Raw genomic sequence first — 14,938 nt, forward strand, 5'->3', positions numbered from 1 at the left:
CGAAACTGTAACGGGCTGGACAGTTTCGACAGGCGCGGCGTGGCGCAGCACCTCGCGCGCGGCCATGCCATCGCCGCCGCCCAGGATCAGCACCCGCCGGGGGCGGTCGACCAGCCCCATGGCGGGATGCACCAGCGCCTCGTGATAGCGGTATTCGTCCATCGTATCGAACTGGATCGAGCCGTCGAGGAACAGGCGCACCCGGTCGCGGAAGCGGGTGACGGTGATCTGCTGCCAGGGGCTTTGCTCGGTCAGGATGATGTCATCCTCGTAAAGCTGCGCCTCGGCGGCGCTGACCATGCGTTCCGATTGCCAAAGCGCCAGACAGGCCGCCAGCAGCGCCACCGCCCAGACGGGCCGCGCGGCGCGGGGGGCCTCGGCCCGGAAGATCCAGAGCGAGAGCCCCGCCACCAGCAGGTTCATCACCCCGAAGGCGAGGCTGGCGGCCATCAGCCCGAGATGCGGCAGAATGAGCGTGGGGAACAGGATGGAGGCGACCAGCGCGCCGATGTAATCGACCGACAGCACATTCTCGAAGCGAAACTCCGGCGCGCCAATGTCTTTCAGCACCCGCGCAATCAGCGGAATTTCCATTCCCGACAGCGCCCCCACGGCGATGAGGGCGGCGTAAAGCGGGCCTTCCACCACACCGATGGCGGCATAGCTGACATATAAAAGCGGCGCCATGAAGCCGCCCAGCACCCCCAGCCCGATCTGCGCCCAGACAAAGCCGCCCAGAGCATTGCCGACAAAGCGCGAGAGCCACGCCCCCAAGCCCATCGAGGCCAGAAACACCCCGATGACCAGCGAGAATTGCCGCACGCTGTCGCCCAGCAGATAGCTGGACAGCGTGGCGGCGATCAGCTCGTAGATCAGCCCGGCCACGGCCACCAGCAGCGTGGCGGCCAGCAGCCAGACTTCGCGCTGGCGCGCGAGGCGCGGGTCCGGTTGCGCAGGCGGTGGGGCAGGCGGTTGGGCAGGGATCATCCCGAGATGATCACGGCGGCGATGATGATGGCGATGGAGATGAACAGCGCGCCGATCAGGATGGCGAGGGCGGAGTTCTGGTCATGCTCGATCTCTTTCACCACCGAGAAGGGCGCGACCCGGGTGATGAGATACCAGCAAAAGCCGAACAGTCCCAGCCCGAGCAGGGTATAGACGATGGTGGCCAGCACCTCGGCCAGTTGAATGCCTGCGATCATGCCCATGGGCCTCTCCCTTGTGATGGGTTTCGTGGTTATTTGACGCTTGAATTGCCAAAGCTGTTGCCGCCGCTGCCGGCGCGGACCGAGCCGATGGCGGCGCGGGTCTGGGCATCTTCGCCCCAGACGCCGCTATAGGCCAGCCAGCCCGAGCCGAGCAGGGTGGCGGTGCAACCGGCCAGAAAGACGAGGCGGAAGGGGGTCATGGTTTACTCCTCGTCCCAGTCGCCATGGCGCAGGCGGGTTTTGCGGGCGATCCAGCGGCGCAGCGGGCCTGCCGCGCCGAGGCCCAGCAGGCCGACAAGGCCGAGGAGAATCCAGGACAGGCTGTATTCGCCCTCGACCACGCGCAGGGTGACCTCGGTTGCGGGTTGGCCTGCCTCGCCCGGTTCCATCTCGCTGCCGCCATTGGCGACGGTCAGGCGATAGGTGCCCGTCTGTGCGGGGCGCAGGGTCACATGGGCGCTGCGGTCGCCCTCGGTCCAGTATTCGCCATCTTCGCGGCCATGGTAATAGCTGGTGCCAGCCTCGCGTTCAAAGACCAGGTTGCCCTCGGGGTCTTCCAGTTCAAGGTCGAAGCCATGCCAGCCGTTTTCGACATTGCTATCGAGGTGAATGCCCATCAGGCGGTTTGCCTGGGTGACGGGCAGGTCAATGGTTCGGGGCAGGGTGGAGAGCGGGAATGGCTGGCGGGGCAGCAGGACATGGGTTTGTGCGTTCAGCCCGCCGATCAGCAGCAGCAGGGCCGCGGCGCAGCTGCCTGCGGTGGTGAGGGCGAAGCGGTCATCGCCTTGCGGCAGGGGTTCGGCGGGGTGGCGGCCCTGCGGGCGCGGCAGGTCGCTTTCGGCGATGCCGAAGGTTTTGGCGACCTCGGCGCGGGGCAGCCAGCGGGTGAGGGTCTGTTCGGTTTCCGAGGCGCCTGCCTCGACCGTCAGGATCTCGCCATCGGCGAGATAGCTGAGCGAGGTGGTCAGATCGCCCAGTTTCGGCACCCAGGTAAAGCTGCCCTCGACATAATCGGCGGTCTGGCTGGTGCTTTCAAGGTAATGCCATGTGCGCCCCTCGGCGCGGAAATGGGGGCGGTGTTCCTGTTGGTTCACATAGCTGGGGCGGAACAGCTGTTCGGGCAGCGACCAGCGGATGCGGCGCGACCAGAGGCAATGGCCATCCTCCAGCGAGAGCCAGGAATAGCCATGGGTTTCGGAATAAAGCAGATGTTCGGCCCAGTGCCATTCGCGACCCTTCCAGCGCTCCACCTGACCCAGAATGCCGATGATCTGGTGGCGGATGCCCGCGATCTCGCCCTCCATGCCGAGGCGGAAGGGGGTGTTGGGGCGGGTCAGCCCGTCGAATTTGCGCAAGGCGGCGAAGTTTTGCACCGCGTCCAGTTCGGTGGTGCAATAGGGGCAGACCATGACGGCGACGCGGCCACCGCCCAGCACGTCAAGGCCTGCGCCGCAGGCGGGGCATTGGATGGCGCGAAGGGTCTCGCGGCTCATGCGCCTGTCCTTTTGCGGATGTCATAGGGGTCGAGCCATTGGCCGAGCGACCAATGGCTGCCCTGCGTGCCATCTTCCCGTGGCCAGAGTTCGGCGGAGAGCAGGCGGTTGCCGCGGCTGCAATTCAGATAGCTGTGTTGGGCGTTGAGATATGCGGCGAAGGGCAATTCGCCGCGCCAGCCGATCAGCTTGGCTGTGCCGATTTCGGTGATGGTCCAATCCAGCCCCTGAAAGCTGATCTGGTGGCCCAAGCGCAGATGCGGCGAGGTTTTGGGGGCGTTGATCTGTGGGATCGGGGCTTGCAGCACCATCTCGCCCTCATCCACCGACAGCCAGATGCCCGCGCCCTTGGGGTCGATGCACCAGAATTCGTCCCAGGTGCCGGGGCCGTAATCGTAGCGCAGAAAGCCAAGGGGCGTCAGGCGGATGGGGCCGTGGCGGAACTCTTCGCCCAGACGGACCGGCGCGGGCAGTTCGTGCAGCACGCCCTGATCGCCTGCCAGCCGCACGGCCGCATCTTCCAGAAACAGCGTGGTGCCGCAGGAGGGGCAGGTGACCATCTTGGCTGCCCGGAAGCGGGGCGCCTGTGCGGTGCCGCATTGCGGGCAGGACAGATCGGTCATCGGGCTACTCTTGGAACGGCTTTGACAATCCTAGCGCGAAGCGGGGGGCGAGGTCCAGCGGGAGAGGCGGTGTTTCATCCGGCGGTGCCAGAGCGGCGGCACCAGCGCCACCGCCGAGGCGACGGGAAGCGACCAGGGCAGCCAGGGCGCGGCCTCCGGCTCGGGCAGGCGCAGCGCGGGGTAGGGGCGGGCGGGATGGGCGTGGTGATCGGAATGGCGCGGTGCGTTGAGCATGAGGCCGGAAGAAAACCAGTGCGGCGCGTTCCAGCTGTGGCGATCCCCCACGGGCTCATAGCGGCCATCGGGGGTTTGGGCGCGGCTGAGGCCATAATGCTGGACGTAATCCGACAGCATGAGCTGCGCCGTGGCATAGAGGGCCAGCGCCACCCAGACCGCCAGCCCGGCCCAACCGGCCAGCGCATAGCCGAAGGCGAGGGCGGCGGCTTGGGCTGGCAGGTAGAGGGCATAGGGATGCAAGCCATTTGCGCTATGGGGGGCTTTGCGGGCCAGCATCTCGGATTCGGCGGCGAAACCGGCGCGGAACGAGCCGAGATAGGCACGCGGCAGAAAGCGATAAAAGCTCTCGCCCGCGCGGGCCGAATTGGGGTCGAGCGGCGTGGCGACATGGCGGTGATGCACCAGCCGATGCGCCGAAGCGTGATGGGCGTTCAGCATCGTGGCATAGAGCGCGACGCCCAAGCGATAAAGGCCGCGCTGGCCGCGATGGATCAGCTCATGCGCGGCGGGGTTGGAGATCTGGCCGAAGATCTGGCCCGCGCCCAGAAACAGGATCACGCGGGCCGCAGGGGAGAGGCCGCTCTCGCCCGCAATGGCCCAGATGGCAAGCGGGAACAGCAGGAGATGGCCAAGGCCGATGGCGATCAGCAGGGCATCGGCGGCGGGAAACTCGGCCCCCTCGGGCGCGTCGGGGGCGGTGAGGCGGATCAGGTGATCCAGACAGGCGGTGAGGAGGGCCATATACAGGAGCCCCGGCAAGACCCAAAGCCCGCCCGCCCAGATGCCAAGCGTGAGCAGCCCAAAGGGCGTAAGCGCGGCCAGCGCGAACAGCGCCATCGGCGGCAGGGGCAGGGCGCGGCGGAACGGGCGGGGCATTGGCGATCCTTTTGAGCCGGGCCTTCGGCAACCGGGGCCAGTATCGCGCTTTCCCGCCGGGGCGCAACGGGGAGGACGGGCGATTTTTCGTCGAAAAATCGGGGGGGGCGCGGGCGAATTTGTGACCGATCATTCGGGAATGTAGCACCATTATGAATGCGTGTTCATGAATGGTCCGCGACGCAGCGTTTCGCGTGACGCAGCCCGGGGCTTGGGGGCAGTCTGTCGAGAGAGCCGGGGCGAGAGAGCCGGGGAGGGCAGGGGATGCGGGCGCTGGTTTTGGGGCTGATCGGGATCTCGGCACTGTGTGCGCTGGGCTATGAGCTGGCTTTTGTGGGCGTCGCGCCGCTGCCGCTGGCGGGCAGTGCGGTGAAAACCATGGCGGTGGCGCTGCTTGCGCTGGCGGGGGCGCTGGGGGGCGCGCCAAGGCTGATCGTGCTGGGGCTGGCGCTCGGGGCGCTGGGCGATTTCTGGCTCTCGCGTCCCGGCGAGGCGGCCTTTCTGGCCGGGATGGGCGCTTTTGCCGCCGGGCATCTGGCCTATGCGGCGGGGTTTGGCCTGCGCCGCCCGCCGCTTTGGGTGATGCTGGGTCTGGCTGCGCTGGCGGCCTCGACCGAAATCTGGCTGGCGCCCCATACCGGCGCGCTGCTGTGGCCGGTGCGGGCCTATGTGGGGGTGATCTGCGGGATGGCGGGCTGTGCGGCGGCGCATCGCTCGCGCCTGCTTTGGGCGGGGGCGGCGAGCTTCGTGGCCTCGGACCTGATGCTGGCGCTGGCGCTGTTTCGCGCCGGGCCAGAGCTGGCGCTGGGGCTTTCTTATGCGCTGTGGCCGGCCTATTGGCTGGGGCAGGCGCTGATCTTGGCGGCCTTTGTGCGCCGCTGAGGCCTGCGCGATTTTTCTGCGAAAAATCGGGGTCTTACGCTTCGGTTGCGCCTTTGCCGGCCAGAATGCGCGGGCGCAGTTTGGCGATGCGGGCCTGTTGGGTGGCAAGGGCCTTGGCGCTGCCGACATGCAGGGCATGGCTGCGCTGGCGGCCCGGCGTCAGGCGCTGGAAGGCCTCGGCCAGCGCGGGGTCTTGCGCCAGCGCCATGCGCAGCGCCTCGGGCAGATCAAATGCGGCAGGGGCGCGGGGCTCTGCCTTGCCAAGGCGTTGCGATTGGACCAGCAGCGCCGTGATCGCCGCGGCGTGGGCCTGCACCTGATCCGCGGCGGTGAAGCGGATCGCGTCGGGCGTCTGGCTGTTCGGGCCTTGCCGGGTCAGCAGGCCCTCGGGCGCGCTCAGCCGGGCGGCGTCGAACAGGGTCAGGCGGAAATCGCCGCGAAAGGCGCCCAGAATGGCGATATTGCGCCCGGCATGGGTATAGCAGGGCTGGCCCCATTTCACCGTCTCGGTCAGCCCGGCGCCAAGGCAAAGCGCGCGCAGGGCCGCCAGCCCCTCGGCCCATCTGAGCGCCGAACAGTCCGGCGTGGCGAAGCGCGGGCAGCGGCCACAGCCCTTGGCGAAATACGCCTCGATTTCGGTGATCATCACGGCCTCCCTGTTGCGCGGCATGTTGACCTTGGCCGGTGGCAGGCGTAAACCCCTTGCCGTGGCGCTTTGAGACCGGATTGCGGGCCACGTTAAACAAACCGCTAAAAAGGTGAGGGATCAACCCCGGAACCTTTTGGTTTTCGGGGTTTTTTCATGGCCGGATGGGCCGGAGGCGAAGATGAGCAAGGATTGGAAGACGCGCACCACGCTGGTGCATGAGGGCAGCCGCCGCAGCCAATATGGCGAGATGGCCGAGGCGATCTTCCTGACCCAAGGGTTTGTCTATCCCACCGCCGAGGCGGCGGAGGCGCGCTTCGTCAAGACCGAGGGCGATGAGTTCATCTATGCCCGTTACGGCAACCCCACGACCCGGATGTTCGAGGAGCGCATCGCGGCGCTGGAGGGCACCGAGGATGCCTTTGCCACCGCCAGCGGCATGGCGGCGGTGAATGGCGCGCTGGTCTCGATGCTGCGGGCCGGGGATCATGTGGTGTCGGCGCGGGCGCTGTTCGGCTCTTGCCTGTATATTCTGGAGGAGATCCTTGGGCGCTATGGCGTCGAGGTGACGTTCGTTGATGGCGCCGATCTGGATCAATGGCGGGCGGCGATGCGGCCGGGGGTCACCAAGGCGGTGTTCTTTGAAAGCATGTCGAACCCGACGCTGGAATTGGTGGATATTGCCGCTGTGTCGGAGATCGCCCATGCGGCGGGGGCCTTGGTGGTGGTGGACAATGTGTTCTCGACCCCGATCTTCAGCCGGGCGGTCGATCTGGGCGCGGATGTGGTGGTGTATTCCACCACCAAGCATATCGACGGGCAGGGCCGCGCGCTGGGGGGCGTGATCTGCGGCACGCAAGAGTTCATCCGCAAGGTGGTTGAGCCCTATATGAAGCACACGGGCGGCTCGATGAGCCCGTTCACCGCCTGGATCATGCTGAACGGCATGGCGACGCTGGACCTGCGCTGCCGGGCGATGGCCGAGAGTGCCTTGACGGTCGCAACCGCGCTGGCGGCGGATGACCGGCTGTCGAAGGTGATCTTCCCGGGGCTGGCCAGCCATCCGCAGCATGATCTGGCCATGGCGCAGATGGGCGTGGGTGGCACCATGGTGGCCTTTGAGGTGAAGGGTGGCAAGGAAGCGGCGTTCCGCGCGATCAATGCCTTGGAGATCATCAAGATTTCCAACAATCTGGGTGATGCGAAATCCATTGCCACCCACCCGGCGACGACCACTCACCAGCGCCTGCCCGAGGCGCAGAAGGCCAGCCTTGGCATCACGCCGGGGCTGATCCGGCTGTCGGTCGGCTTGGAGGACGCGGGCGACCTGATCGCCGATCTGAAACGCGGGCTGGACCGGGTTTGAACGAAAAGGCCGCCCCACCGGGCGGCCTTTGTCATTTGGTGAGGAGTTTGGAGAGGGCAGCGGAAATCGCGGGGTCGATGCCACCTTCCTCGCGCACCGTGCCATCCGCGCCGGGGCGGAACAGGGCGGCATAGACGAGGCCGGGAAGCCGGAGCAACTGGTGCCTGCGCTGACATCGCAACCAAGGGCGGGGAAATGGTGGTCGGCCTGCTCCGGGTGGCGTGTTGGACGGCAAGGTATTAGGCTGACGCTTTCAGGGGAGCTTTCCATGTGGCGGGTGATGGGTTTGGTGCTTTTGGCGGGCGTGGTGCTGGCGGGGATCTATCCGCAGCAGGCGCGGTTGGGGGCGCAGGTTTTGGGGAATGGGCTGCGCGCGCCCTCGGTGCCGGAGGCGGCGCCCTGGGGGGCCATGGGGCCGGAGGCGGGGGCGCTGGTGCGGGCGGCGGAGGCTCAGGTGGGGGTGACGCTCAGCTATGATCCGGCCTATGTGCAGTTGAGTTATCCCGGCGGGGATGTGCCGCGTGACCGGGGCGTTTGCACCGATGTGCTGATCCGGGCGCTGCGCGATGGCCTCGGGATTGATCTGCAACAGGCGGTGCATGAGGATATGCGCGCGGCCTTTGCCAAATATCCGAAACGCTGGGGGCTGAAAAAGACCGACCGCAATATCGACCACCGCCGGGTGCCCAATCTGGAGGTGTTTCTGACCCGCGCGGGCGCCGCGCTGCCGGTGAGTGCCGAGGCGCGCGATTATTCGGCGGGGGATATTGTCACCGCGCTGTTTCCCGATGGTCAGACCCATGTGATGATCGTGACCAACCGCTCGAGCGGCGACGGGCTGCGGCCCTTGATCGTGCATAATGTCGGCGCGGGGGCGCGGGTGGAGGACCGGCTGTTCGAGTGGCAGATCACCGGGCATTTCCGGCTGACTGCGGCGCTGGTGGCGCGGCTGGCGGGGGCGGTGCAGCGGTAGGGCGCGCGCCCCCTTCTGAGGGCATCAGCCAAGACGGCGGCCCCCGGCGTCGATCAGCATTTCGCCATCCTCCTTGAACAGCGGGCCGGGGGGCAGGCGGTCCAGCAGGTCCAGCACCTGCTCGGAGGGGCGGCACAGGCGCACACCTTTGGGGGTGCAGACAATCGGGCGATTGACGAGGACCGGGTGCAGCAGCATGGCTTGCAGGATGGTCTCATCATCGGCCTCCAGCAGGCCCAGCGCCTCGGCCGGGGATTTCGTGCGGCGCAGGGCCTGACGCGGGGTCAACCCGGCGGCGGCGAACAGGCCGAGCAGTTGCGACCGGGTCCAACCCTCCGAGAGGTAATCGAGGATGACCGGCTGCTCGCCCGCCGCCAGCAGGATGGAAAGAACATTGCGCGAGGTGCCGCAATCGGGGTTGTGATGGATGACGATCATTGGCGGGGCCTTTCCAGCAGCCAAGGGAGGAGGAATGCCGCCAGCAGCGCGCCTGCGATCTGGGCCAGCGCGAAAGCGGGCGTATCGGCCAGCCGGATGCCGGAAAACGTGCCGGTGAAGGCGCGGGCCAGCGTCACGGCGGGGTTGGCAAAGCTGGTGGAGGCGGTGAACCAATAGGCGGCGGCGATATAGGCGGCGACAAGGGCCGCGGTGTTGCCGCGGGTGCTTTGGCCGGCGAGGATGGTGGCGATGAGGCCGAAACTCGCCACCCCTTCGGACAGCCATTGGCCGGGGCCATGGCGCGGGGTGAGGCCGTGTTGCCAGAGCGGCAGGTCGAACATGGCATGGGCCAGCGCCACCCCGGACAGGCCGCCTGCGATCTGCGCCAGCAGATAGGCCCCGAACAGCGGCAGCGTCAGGTGGTGGCGCAGCAGGCAGACCAGACTGACCACCGGGTTGAACTGCGCCCCCGAGACCGGGCCAAGGGTGGTGATCAGCAGATACAGCATCGCCGCCGTCGCCAGCGTATTGCCCAGCAGCGCCACGCCATCATCGGGCGAGAGCGTATCGGCCATGATGCCGGAGCCGATGACGGTGGCGGTGAGGGCGGCGGTGCCCAGAGCCTCGGCGAGGATGGGCCGCAGGCGGAGGGTCATGGCTGGTCCGTGCCGAAAGGGGCGGTGAAGCACAGGTTTGGCGCGCCGCCGCAGCAATCGCGGGTCAGATAGGCGATGAGGGCAGCCATGGTCTCGGTTCGGGCGGTGTAGATCACGCGGCGCCCGTCGCGGTGGCTGGTGACAAGGCCCGCCTGACTGAGCGTGTTCAGATGCGCCGACAACGTATTGGCGGGAACGGCCAGTTGCGTGGCCAACTGCCCCGCTGCAAGGCCCTGCGGCCCGGCGGCGATCAGCAGGCGCAGGGCGGCAAGGCGGGTCTCTTGCGACAGGGCGCCAAAGGCGGCGAGGGCTTGTGTTGATTCCATGCTTCTGGAATAATGGAAGTGATAAGGCGGTGCAAGGGGGGGCTGGTGCGGGAGGCCGGTTGACAGGGCGGGCGAAGGCGGGGAAAGGTCGCGCCATGGTATCGCTCGCGCCCGTTGCAAATATCCTTGGTCGTCTGGTCCTGCTGCTGGGTGGCTTGATGCTGCTGCCGGCGGCGCTGGATCAGGCGATGGGCAATGGCAATGCGGGTGCCATGCTGCAAGCGGCGCTGATCACGGCGGGCCTGGGCGGGCTGGTGACGCTGGCCACCGCCGGAAGCCTGAAGCGCGGCTTTGACCTGCGCGCGGCCTTTCTGCTGACGCTGGGCATCTGGGTGGTGCTGCCGGGCTTTGCGGTGCTGCCGCTGATGCTGGGCGCGCCGGGGCTGGATTTCACGCGGGCCTATTTCGAGACGGTCTCGGGCATCACCACCACCGGCTCGACCGTCATTGTGGGCCTCAGCGACCTGCCGGAGGGGATGAACCTGTGGCGCGGGATGCTCAATTGGCTGGGGGGCTTGGGGATCGCCTTCATCGCCATGATCTTCCTGCCGGTGATGCAGGTGGGCGGGATGCAGTTCTTCAAGACCGAAGGATTCGACACATTCGGCAAGGTGCTGCCACGGGCGCGCGACATCGCGCTGTCGCTGCTGGGGGTCTATGCCGGGCTGACGCTGGCCTGCCTGATCACCTACAAGGCACTGGGGATGAGCGCGCTGGATGCGGTGGTGCATGCCTTTGCCACCATCGCCACAGGCGGGTTCTCGCCGCAGGATGCCTCGTTCAACACCTATGCGGGGGCGGGGGAATATGCCGGGGCGTTCTTCATGACGGTCGCGGCCATCCCCTATATCCGCTATGTGCAGATGCTGACCGGGCGGCAAGAGGCGCTGTGGCAGGATGCGCAGGTGCGGTCTTACCTGAAATGGATGCTGGCAGTGGCGCTGCTGCTGACCTTCTGGCGGCTTTGGGTGCATGGCGGCGCGCCCGAGCCGGTGTTCCGCGTGACGCTGTTCAACGTGGTCTCGGTGATGACGGGGACGGGCTTCTTCAGCGGCGATTACGCGGCGCCGGGCGGATTTGTGCTGGTGGTCACCTTTGTCATCGGGGTGATCGGCGGCTGCTCGGGCTCGTCTTCCGGGGCGCTGACGGTGTTCCGGGTGCAGATCACCATGGCGGCGGTGCGAGCGCAGCTGCGCCAGATCGGCATGCCGAACCGGGTGGAGCCGGTGCGCTATGCCGGGCGCACGGTGGACCCGGAGGCGCTGAACGGCGTGATGATGTTCGTATGCAGCTATATCCTGATCATCGGCGTGCTGAGCGTGGGGCTGACGCTGACCGGGATCGACATGCAGACGGCGGTGTTCTCGATCTGGTCCTCGATCGGCAATATCGGCTATGGCATTGGCCCGGGCGTGGCCGCCACCGGCACCTATGGCGCCTTTCCCGAGGCGGCGATCTGGATCATGACGCTGGCCATGCTGCTGGGGCGCTTGTCGCTGCTGGCCTTTCTGGTGGTGCTGATGCCCCGCTTCTGGCGCGGCTGACAGGACAGGCGGGGGGCTGTCTGCCCCCCACGCGCCTTTGGCGCTCCCCCCGAGGATATTTGGGCCAAGATGAAGGCGCAGGCCTCACTTTCATCTTGGCTCAAATATCCTCAGGGGGTGAATTTGCGCAGCAAAGAGGGGGCGCGAGCGCCCCCTTTCTGGTGTGGGTCACAGGTGCTGTCTTACCAGCAGGAGACCAGCACCGTCATGCCCTCGGCCAGGCGGTTGAGGTCTTCGGGGGCCAGCGCGCCGGAGCGGGGGGAGGCTTGCGGGGTGAGGCCGGCATCGGTCAGGCGCGGGGCGAGGGTGGCGGCTTGCAGGGCGTAGGACACGCTGTCGGGCAGTTTGCGTGCGCCGGTCACGTCGCGGGGCAAGAGCATGCCGATCACCGTGCCTGCGCCATCCAGCACCGGGCCGCCGGCATCGCCGGGCAGCGCGTCGAGGCTGAGCCGCGCCACGCCGGTTTCGCCGTTCAGGCCCTTCATCTCTTCCAGCGCGCCGAAGGTGAGCGTGGGGGCGGGCAGTTTGTCCTCATAGCTATAGCCGGACACCGCGATTTCCTGCCCTTCGCGCGCGGGGCCGGAGAGGAGTTGCGCCACGGCGGGGGGCGCCAGCGGTTTGGCGGGTTTCAGCAGCGCAAGGCCGGTGCCCGCATCGGTGGAGATCACGGTGGCATCGGTGCGCAGGTCGAGGGTGATGCGGTTGCAGCCCTCCACCGCCTCGGTCACGGTGGCGACGGTGCCGCTGGCATCGACATAGAAGCCCGAGCGCGACAGGGCCGGGCGGCGCACTTCCAGCCCCGACAGCAGGCCCTTGCGCCCCTCATCCGAGAGCGGCACGAGGCCGGGATCCAGCGCCTTGTCGCCCAGCGAGCGGAAGCTGGATTGCATGGCCGCCAGCACGCGGGTCATCCGTTCCTCCTCGGCCGGGTTCCAGCTGAGGATATAGCCTTTCACCAGCCCTTTCGACAGTTCGGCATAGGCGTGGCTGGCCAGTTTCTCTGACCGCCCGTCAATGGTGAAGCTGCGTTCCGAGCGGGTGCGTTCGCCCGAAAGTGGCACGATTTCCAGCGTTTGCAGCACGTCATAGAGGCCGTAAAGCGTGGATTGATCGCCCGGTTGCGAGATCAGGATGACCTTGACGCCGGAGGCGTTCTTTTCGCGGTAATGCACGAAGGGCGGCTCGAAATGGTCGAATTCGACCATGGCGGTGGGCAGGGTGATCTCGATCCCGGCCTCGGGTTCGGTGACGGTGGCGAGGCCCAGTTCGGCTTGCGCCTGATCATAGGCGGCGACCAGGGTTTCGCGCTGCATGGTGGTGAGGGTGCCGGTCGGTTCCAGCCCGTTGGCCTCTTGCCAGGCCGCCATGCTTTTGCGGGTGCCGGGGCCAAAGGCGCCATCGACGCGGGCGTCGTAGAAGCCGAACCATTGCAGCGCGGTTTGCAGTTTCTCGCGGGCGGTCTGGTCCAGCGCGGCCTCGGCGGCGCGGGCCTCGGCGGGGGTTTCCTCGAGGAAGGCCGGGGGGGCGGGTTCTGCAACGGCTTCGGGGATTGGCTCGGGGAGCGTCTCTGGTAGCATCTCTGGCGCGGGTTCGGCGGGGAGCGCGAGCAGCGGGTCTTCCACCGCAGGGGCGGGCGGGGTCGGCGCTGCGGGGGCCGGGGTCGCGGCGGCGGGCCAGAAGGCATCGCGGTAATCGCGGCCAAAGGCGATGAAGCTGTCGGCGGGCACCAGCCCTTCATCCTTCAGCTGGCGCAGCCGGGCCTCGGCGGCGGCGCGGTCGGCATAGGGGCCAAGCGCGATGGCGAACCAGCCGCGGGTGTCAAAGCCCGCCACATCGGGAAACAGGGCGGCATAGGCGCGGGCGCGTTCCTGCGCGATGTCAAGCGAGGGCTGCGCCTCGATCTGGAGCCAGATGCTGTCTTGCGCGGCGCGCTGGCCCGTGGCCTGGCGGCTGTCCTGGGCCGAGGCGGCCTGCGGCGCGAGGCTGGCCGTCAGGGCCGGGGCGGCCAGCAGGGCCATGGCACAGATCACTTGCTTCATCAGATAACGGTCCCGTCACAATGGTCGGCCCTTCCGTTACACGCAGGCAGGGCTGCTTGCAAATGCGAAAGGGGCGGGGCCTCTGACAGTTGCGCGAGCTTTGCGCGCCGGAATGGCGGCGCGAAGGGCTGCACGGCACATTGACGCCTGAACGCGGCTTGCCTATGGAAAGCCAAAAGCCCGGCCCTGATGTTTCGGCCCCCGATGTTTTGGCCCCGATGCTGTCGCATGGCGGGCCGCCGCCAGCCCATCCGCAAGGAGACCCGCGATGACCGCCTCTGCCGTGACCACGCCCCGCAGCTTTCAGGAGATCATCCTGCGGCTGATGACCTATTGGGGCGCCAAGGGCTGTGCCGTGTTGCAGCCCTATGACATGGAAGTGGGCGCGGGCACCTTTCACCCGGCCACCACGCTGCGCAGCCTGGGCAACAAGCCCTGGGCGGCGGCCTATGTGCAGCCCTCGCGCCGCCCGACCGACGGGCGCTATGGCGAGAACCCGAACCGTTTGCAGCATTATTACCAGTATCAGGTGCTGATCAAACCCAGCCCGCCCGATCTGCAAGATCTCTATCTGGGCAGCCTCCAGGCCATCGGCATCGACACCAGCCTGCATGACATCCGCTTTGTCGAGGATGACTGGGAAAGCCCGACGCTGGGCGCCTGGGGTCTGGGCTGGGAGGTCTGGTGCGACGGCATGGAGGTGAGCCAGTTCACCTATTTCCAGCAGGTCGGCGGCCATGATTGCCGCCCGGTTTCCGGCGAGCTGACCTATGGGTTGGAGCGGCTGGCGATGTATGTGCTGGGCATTGATCACGTGATGGAGATGCCCTTCAACGATCCCGACAGCCCGATCCCGCTGAGCTATGGCGATATTTTCCGCCAGACCGAGGAAGAATATTCGCGCCACAACTTTGATGGCGCCACGACCGAGATGCTCTTGCGCCATTTCGAGGATGCCGAGGCCGAATGCCAGCGCCTGCTGGATTTCCCGGCGGAAGACCCGAAAACCGGCAAGCGCATCATCATGGCGCATCCCGCCTATGACCAGACGATCAAGGCCAGCCATCTGTTCAACCTGCTGGACGCGCGCGGGGTGATCTCGGTCACCGAGCGTCAGGCCTATATCGGCCGCGTCCGCGCGCTGGCCAAGAAATGCGCCGATGCGTTTGTGCAGACGGAGGCGGGCGCCTCGGTGGAGGGGTTGCTTTGAATGGCAAGATCGTCGGGGGTGGCATCGTGATTGCGGCGGCTTTGGCGGGTCTGGGCATCTGGTATGCCCAGCTTTACGCCTTTTACAAACCGGCGGCCTTCCAGACCGGGGCGGAGATCGCCCTGACGCCGATCATCGGCGAGGCGCCCGAGGTCATCGTGGCCGAGAATGTGGAGGGGATCGACAGCGACAGCTCGCCGCTGCGGTTCCGGGCCTGTTTCCACACGCCGCTGAGCCAGGCTTTGCTGACCGAGACCTATCGGGTCTATGACAAGGCCACGCCTCTGGTGGCGCCGCCGTGGTTCGACTGTTTCGATGCGGGGCGGATCACCTCGGCGCTGCAATCGGGCGAGGCGATTGCCTTTCTCTCGGTGGCCGACATCACGCGCGGCGTCGACCGGGTGGTGGCGGTCTTCCC

The 14,938-nt window shown here is 67.1% G+C and carries 17 protein-coding genes, 1 pseudogene and 1 riboswitch; of the genes and pseudogenes, 6 read left to right on the top strand and 12 right to left on the bottom strand.

All coding sequences use genetic code 11. From position 1 onward, the window contains the following. The 6 genes and pseudogenes from JNN06_RS13775 to JNN06_RS13800 form a co-directional block, all read right to left on the bottom strand. Positions 1–987 (bottom strand): annotated as a pseudogene (locus tag JNN06_RS13775) (spermidine synthase); the annotation flags it as partial. Then, entirely contained in the window at positions 984–1,211 is a 228-nt protein-coding gene (locus tag JNN06_RS13780) for a DUF350 domain-containing protein (protein WP_291240169.1), read from the bottom strand. The pseudogene JNN06_RS13775 and the gene JNN06_RS13780, both read right to left, overlap by 4 nt. Positions 1,212–1,240: 29 nt before the next feature. Then, positions 1,241–1,411: a hypothetical protein gene (locus JNN06_RS13785; protein ID WP_291240170.1), complete on the bottom strand. Its 171-nt coding sequence runs from the start codon at positions 1,409–1,411 to the stop codon at positions 1,241–1,243. Positions 1,412–1,414: 3 nt separating this feature from the next. Then, a complete protein-coding gene (locus tag JNN06_RS13790; protein ID WP_291240171.1) occupies positions 1,415–2,704 on the bottom strand; it encodes a DUF4178 domain-containing protein in 1,290 nt (429 codons plus the stop codon). After that, complete coding sequence (locus JNN06_RS13795; RefSeq protein ID WP_291240172.1) at positions 2,701–3,327, bottom strand: DUF4178 domain-containing protein; 627 nt, start codon at positions 3,325–3,327, stop codon at positions 2,701–2,703. The genes JNN06_RS13790 and JNN06_RS13795 overlap by 4 nt, the downstream gene beginning before the upstream one ends. Positions 3,328–3,357: 30 nt before the next feature. Further along, a complete protein-coding gene (locus JNN06_RS13800) occupies positions 3,358–4,440 on the bottom strand; it encodes an alkane 1-monooxygenase (RefSeq protein WP_291240173.1) in 1,083 nt (360 codons plus the stop codon). Positions 4,441–4,704: 264 nt separating this feature from the next. On the opposite strand from JNN06_RS13800, the gene JNN06_RS13805 reads away from it, so the two are divergent. Next, entirely contained in the window at positions 4,705–5,322 is a 618-nt protein-coding gene (locus JNN06_RS13805) for a lysoplasmalogenase (RefSeq protein ID WP_291240174.1), read from the top strand. Positions 5,323–5,356: 34 nt separating this feature from the next. Here JNN06_RS13805 and JNN06_RS13810 read toward each other — a convergent pair whose 3' ends face one another. Next, positions 5,357–5,968, bottom strand: a complete 612-nt coding sequence (locus tag JNN06_RS13810; RefSeq protein WP_291240175.1) for a YdeI/OmpD-associated family protein — start codon at positions 5,966–5,968, stop codon at positions 5,357–5,359. A 51-nt stretch (positions 5,969–6,019) separates the two neighbouring features. Next, positions 6,020–6,097: riboswitch (SAM riboswitch) on the top strand. Between the two features lie 52 nt (positions 6,098–6,149). Between JNN06_RS13810 and metZ the strand changes: the two genes are divergently transcribed. Then, a complete protein-coding gene (metZ, locus tag JNN06_RS13815; RefSeq protein ID WP_291240176.1) occupies positions 6,150–7,334 on the top strand; it encodes an O-succinylhomoserine sulfhydrylase in 1,185 nt (394 codons plus the stop codon). A 31-nt stretch (positions 7,335–7,365) separates the two neighbouring features. Here the strand turns inward: metZ and JNN06_RS13820 are convergent, their stop codons facing one another. Beyond that, positions 7,366–7,491, bottom strand: a complete 126-nt coding sequence (locus JNN06_RS13820; protein WP_291240177.1) for a hypothetical protein — start codon at positions 7,489–7,491, stop codon at positions 7,366–7,368. Between the two features lie 111 nt (positions 7,492–7,602). Here JNN06_RS13820 and JNN06_RS13825 point away from each other — a divergent pair, with 111 nt between their 5' ends. Beyond that, positions 7,603–8,307, top strand: coding sequence for a DUF1287 domain-containing protein (locus JNN06_RS13825; protein WP_291240178.1), 705 nt, complete (start codon positions 7,603–7,605; stop codon positions 8,305–8,307). Between the two features lie 24 nt (positions 8,308–8,331). Here the strand turns inward: JNN06_RS13825 and JNN06_RS13830 are convergent, their stop codons facing one another. Genes JNN06_RS13830 through JNN06_RS13840 form a run of 3 tightly spaced genes read right to left on the bottom strand, consistent with a single transcriptional unit; the run spans position 8,332 to position 9,727 of the window. Continuing rightward, on the bottom strand, positions 8,332–8,745 hold the full coding sequence (locus JNN06_RS13830) for an arsenate reductase family protein (RefSeq protein ID WP_291240179.1): 414 nt from the start codon (positions 8,743–8,745) through the stop codon (positions 8,332–8,334). Next, positions 8,742–9,401 carry an aquaporin gene (locus tag JNN06_RS13835; RefSeq protein WP_291240180.1) on the bottom strand — a complete coding sequence of 220 codons (660 nt, stop codon included), beginning with the start codon at positions 9,399–9,401 and terminating at the stop codon, positions 8,742–8,744. The genes JNN06_RS13830 and JNN06_RS13835 overlap by 4 nt, the downstream gene beginning before the upstream one ends. Next, positions 9,398–9,727, bottom strand: a complete 330-nt coding sequence (locus JNN06_RS13840; RefSeq protein WP_291240181.1) for a metalloregulator ArsR/SmtB family transcription factor — start codon at positions 9,725–9,727, stop codon at positions 9,398–9,400. The genes JNN06_RS13835 and JNN06_RS13840 overlap by 4 nt, the downstream gene beginning before the upstream one ends. Before the next feature lie 95 nt (positions 9,728–9,822). Between JNN06_RS13840 and JNN06_RS13845 the strand changes: the two genes are divergently transcribed. Continuing rightward, positions 9,823–11,271: a potassium transporter TrkG gene (locus tag JNN06_RS13845; RefSeq protein ID WP_291240182.1), complete on the top strand. Its 1,449-nt coding sequence runs from the start codon at positions 9,823–9,825 to the stop codon at positions 11,269–11,271. A 182-nt stretch (positions 11,272–11,453) separates the two neighbouring features. On the opposite strand, the gene JNN06_RS13850 is transcribed toward JNN06_RS13845, so the two are convergent. Continuing rightward, positions 11,454–13,310 carry a trypsin-like peptidase domain-containing protein gene (locus JNN06_RS13850; protein ID WP_291240183.1) on the bottom strand — a complete coding sequence of 619 codons (1,857 nt, stop codon included), beginning with the start codon at positions 13,308–13,310 and terminating at the stop codon, positions 11,454–11,456. A 268-nt stretch (positions 13,311–13,578) separates the two neighbouring features. Between JNN06_RS13850 and JNN06_RS13855 the strand changes: the two genes are divergently transcribed. Both JNN06_RS13855 and JNN06_RS13860 read left to right on the top strand, forming a co-directional pair. Further along, complete coding sequence (locus tag JNN06_RS13855) at positions 13,579–14,520, top strand: glycine--tRNA ligase subunit alpha (RefSeq protein ID WP_291240184.1); 942 nt, start codon at positions 13,579–13,581, stop codon at positions 14,518–14,520. Continuing rightward, positions 14,517–14,938 (top strand): DUF6446 family protein (locus tag JNN06_RS13860; protein ID WP_291240185.1); only part of this gene is annotated, 422 nt, incomplete at its 3' end. The genes JNN06_RS13855 and JNN06_RS13860, both read left to right, overlap by 4 nt.

The organism is Gemmobacter sp., assembly GCF_016792925.1.
GTDB lineage: Bacteria > Pseudomonadota > Alphaproteobacteria > Rhodobacterales > Rhodobacteraceae > Gemmobacter.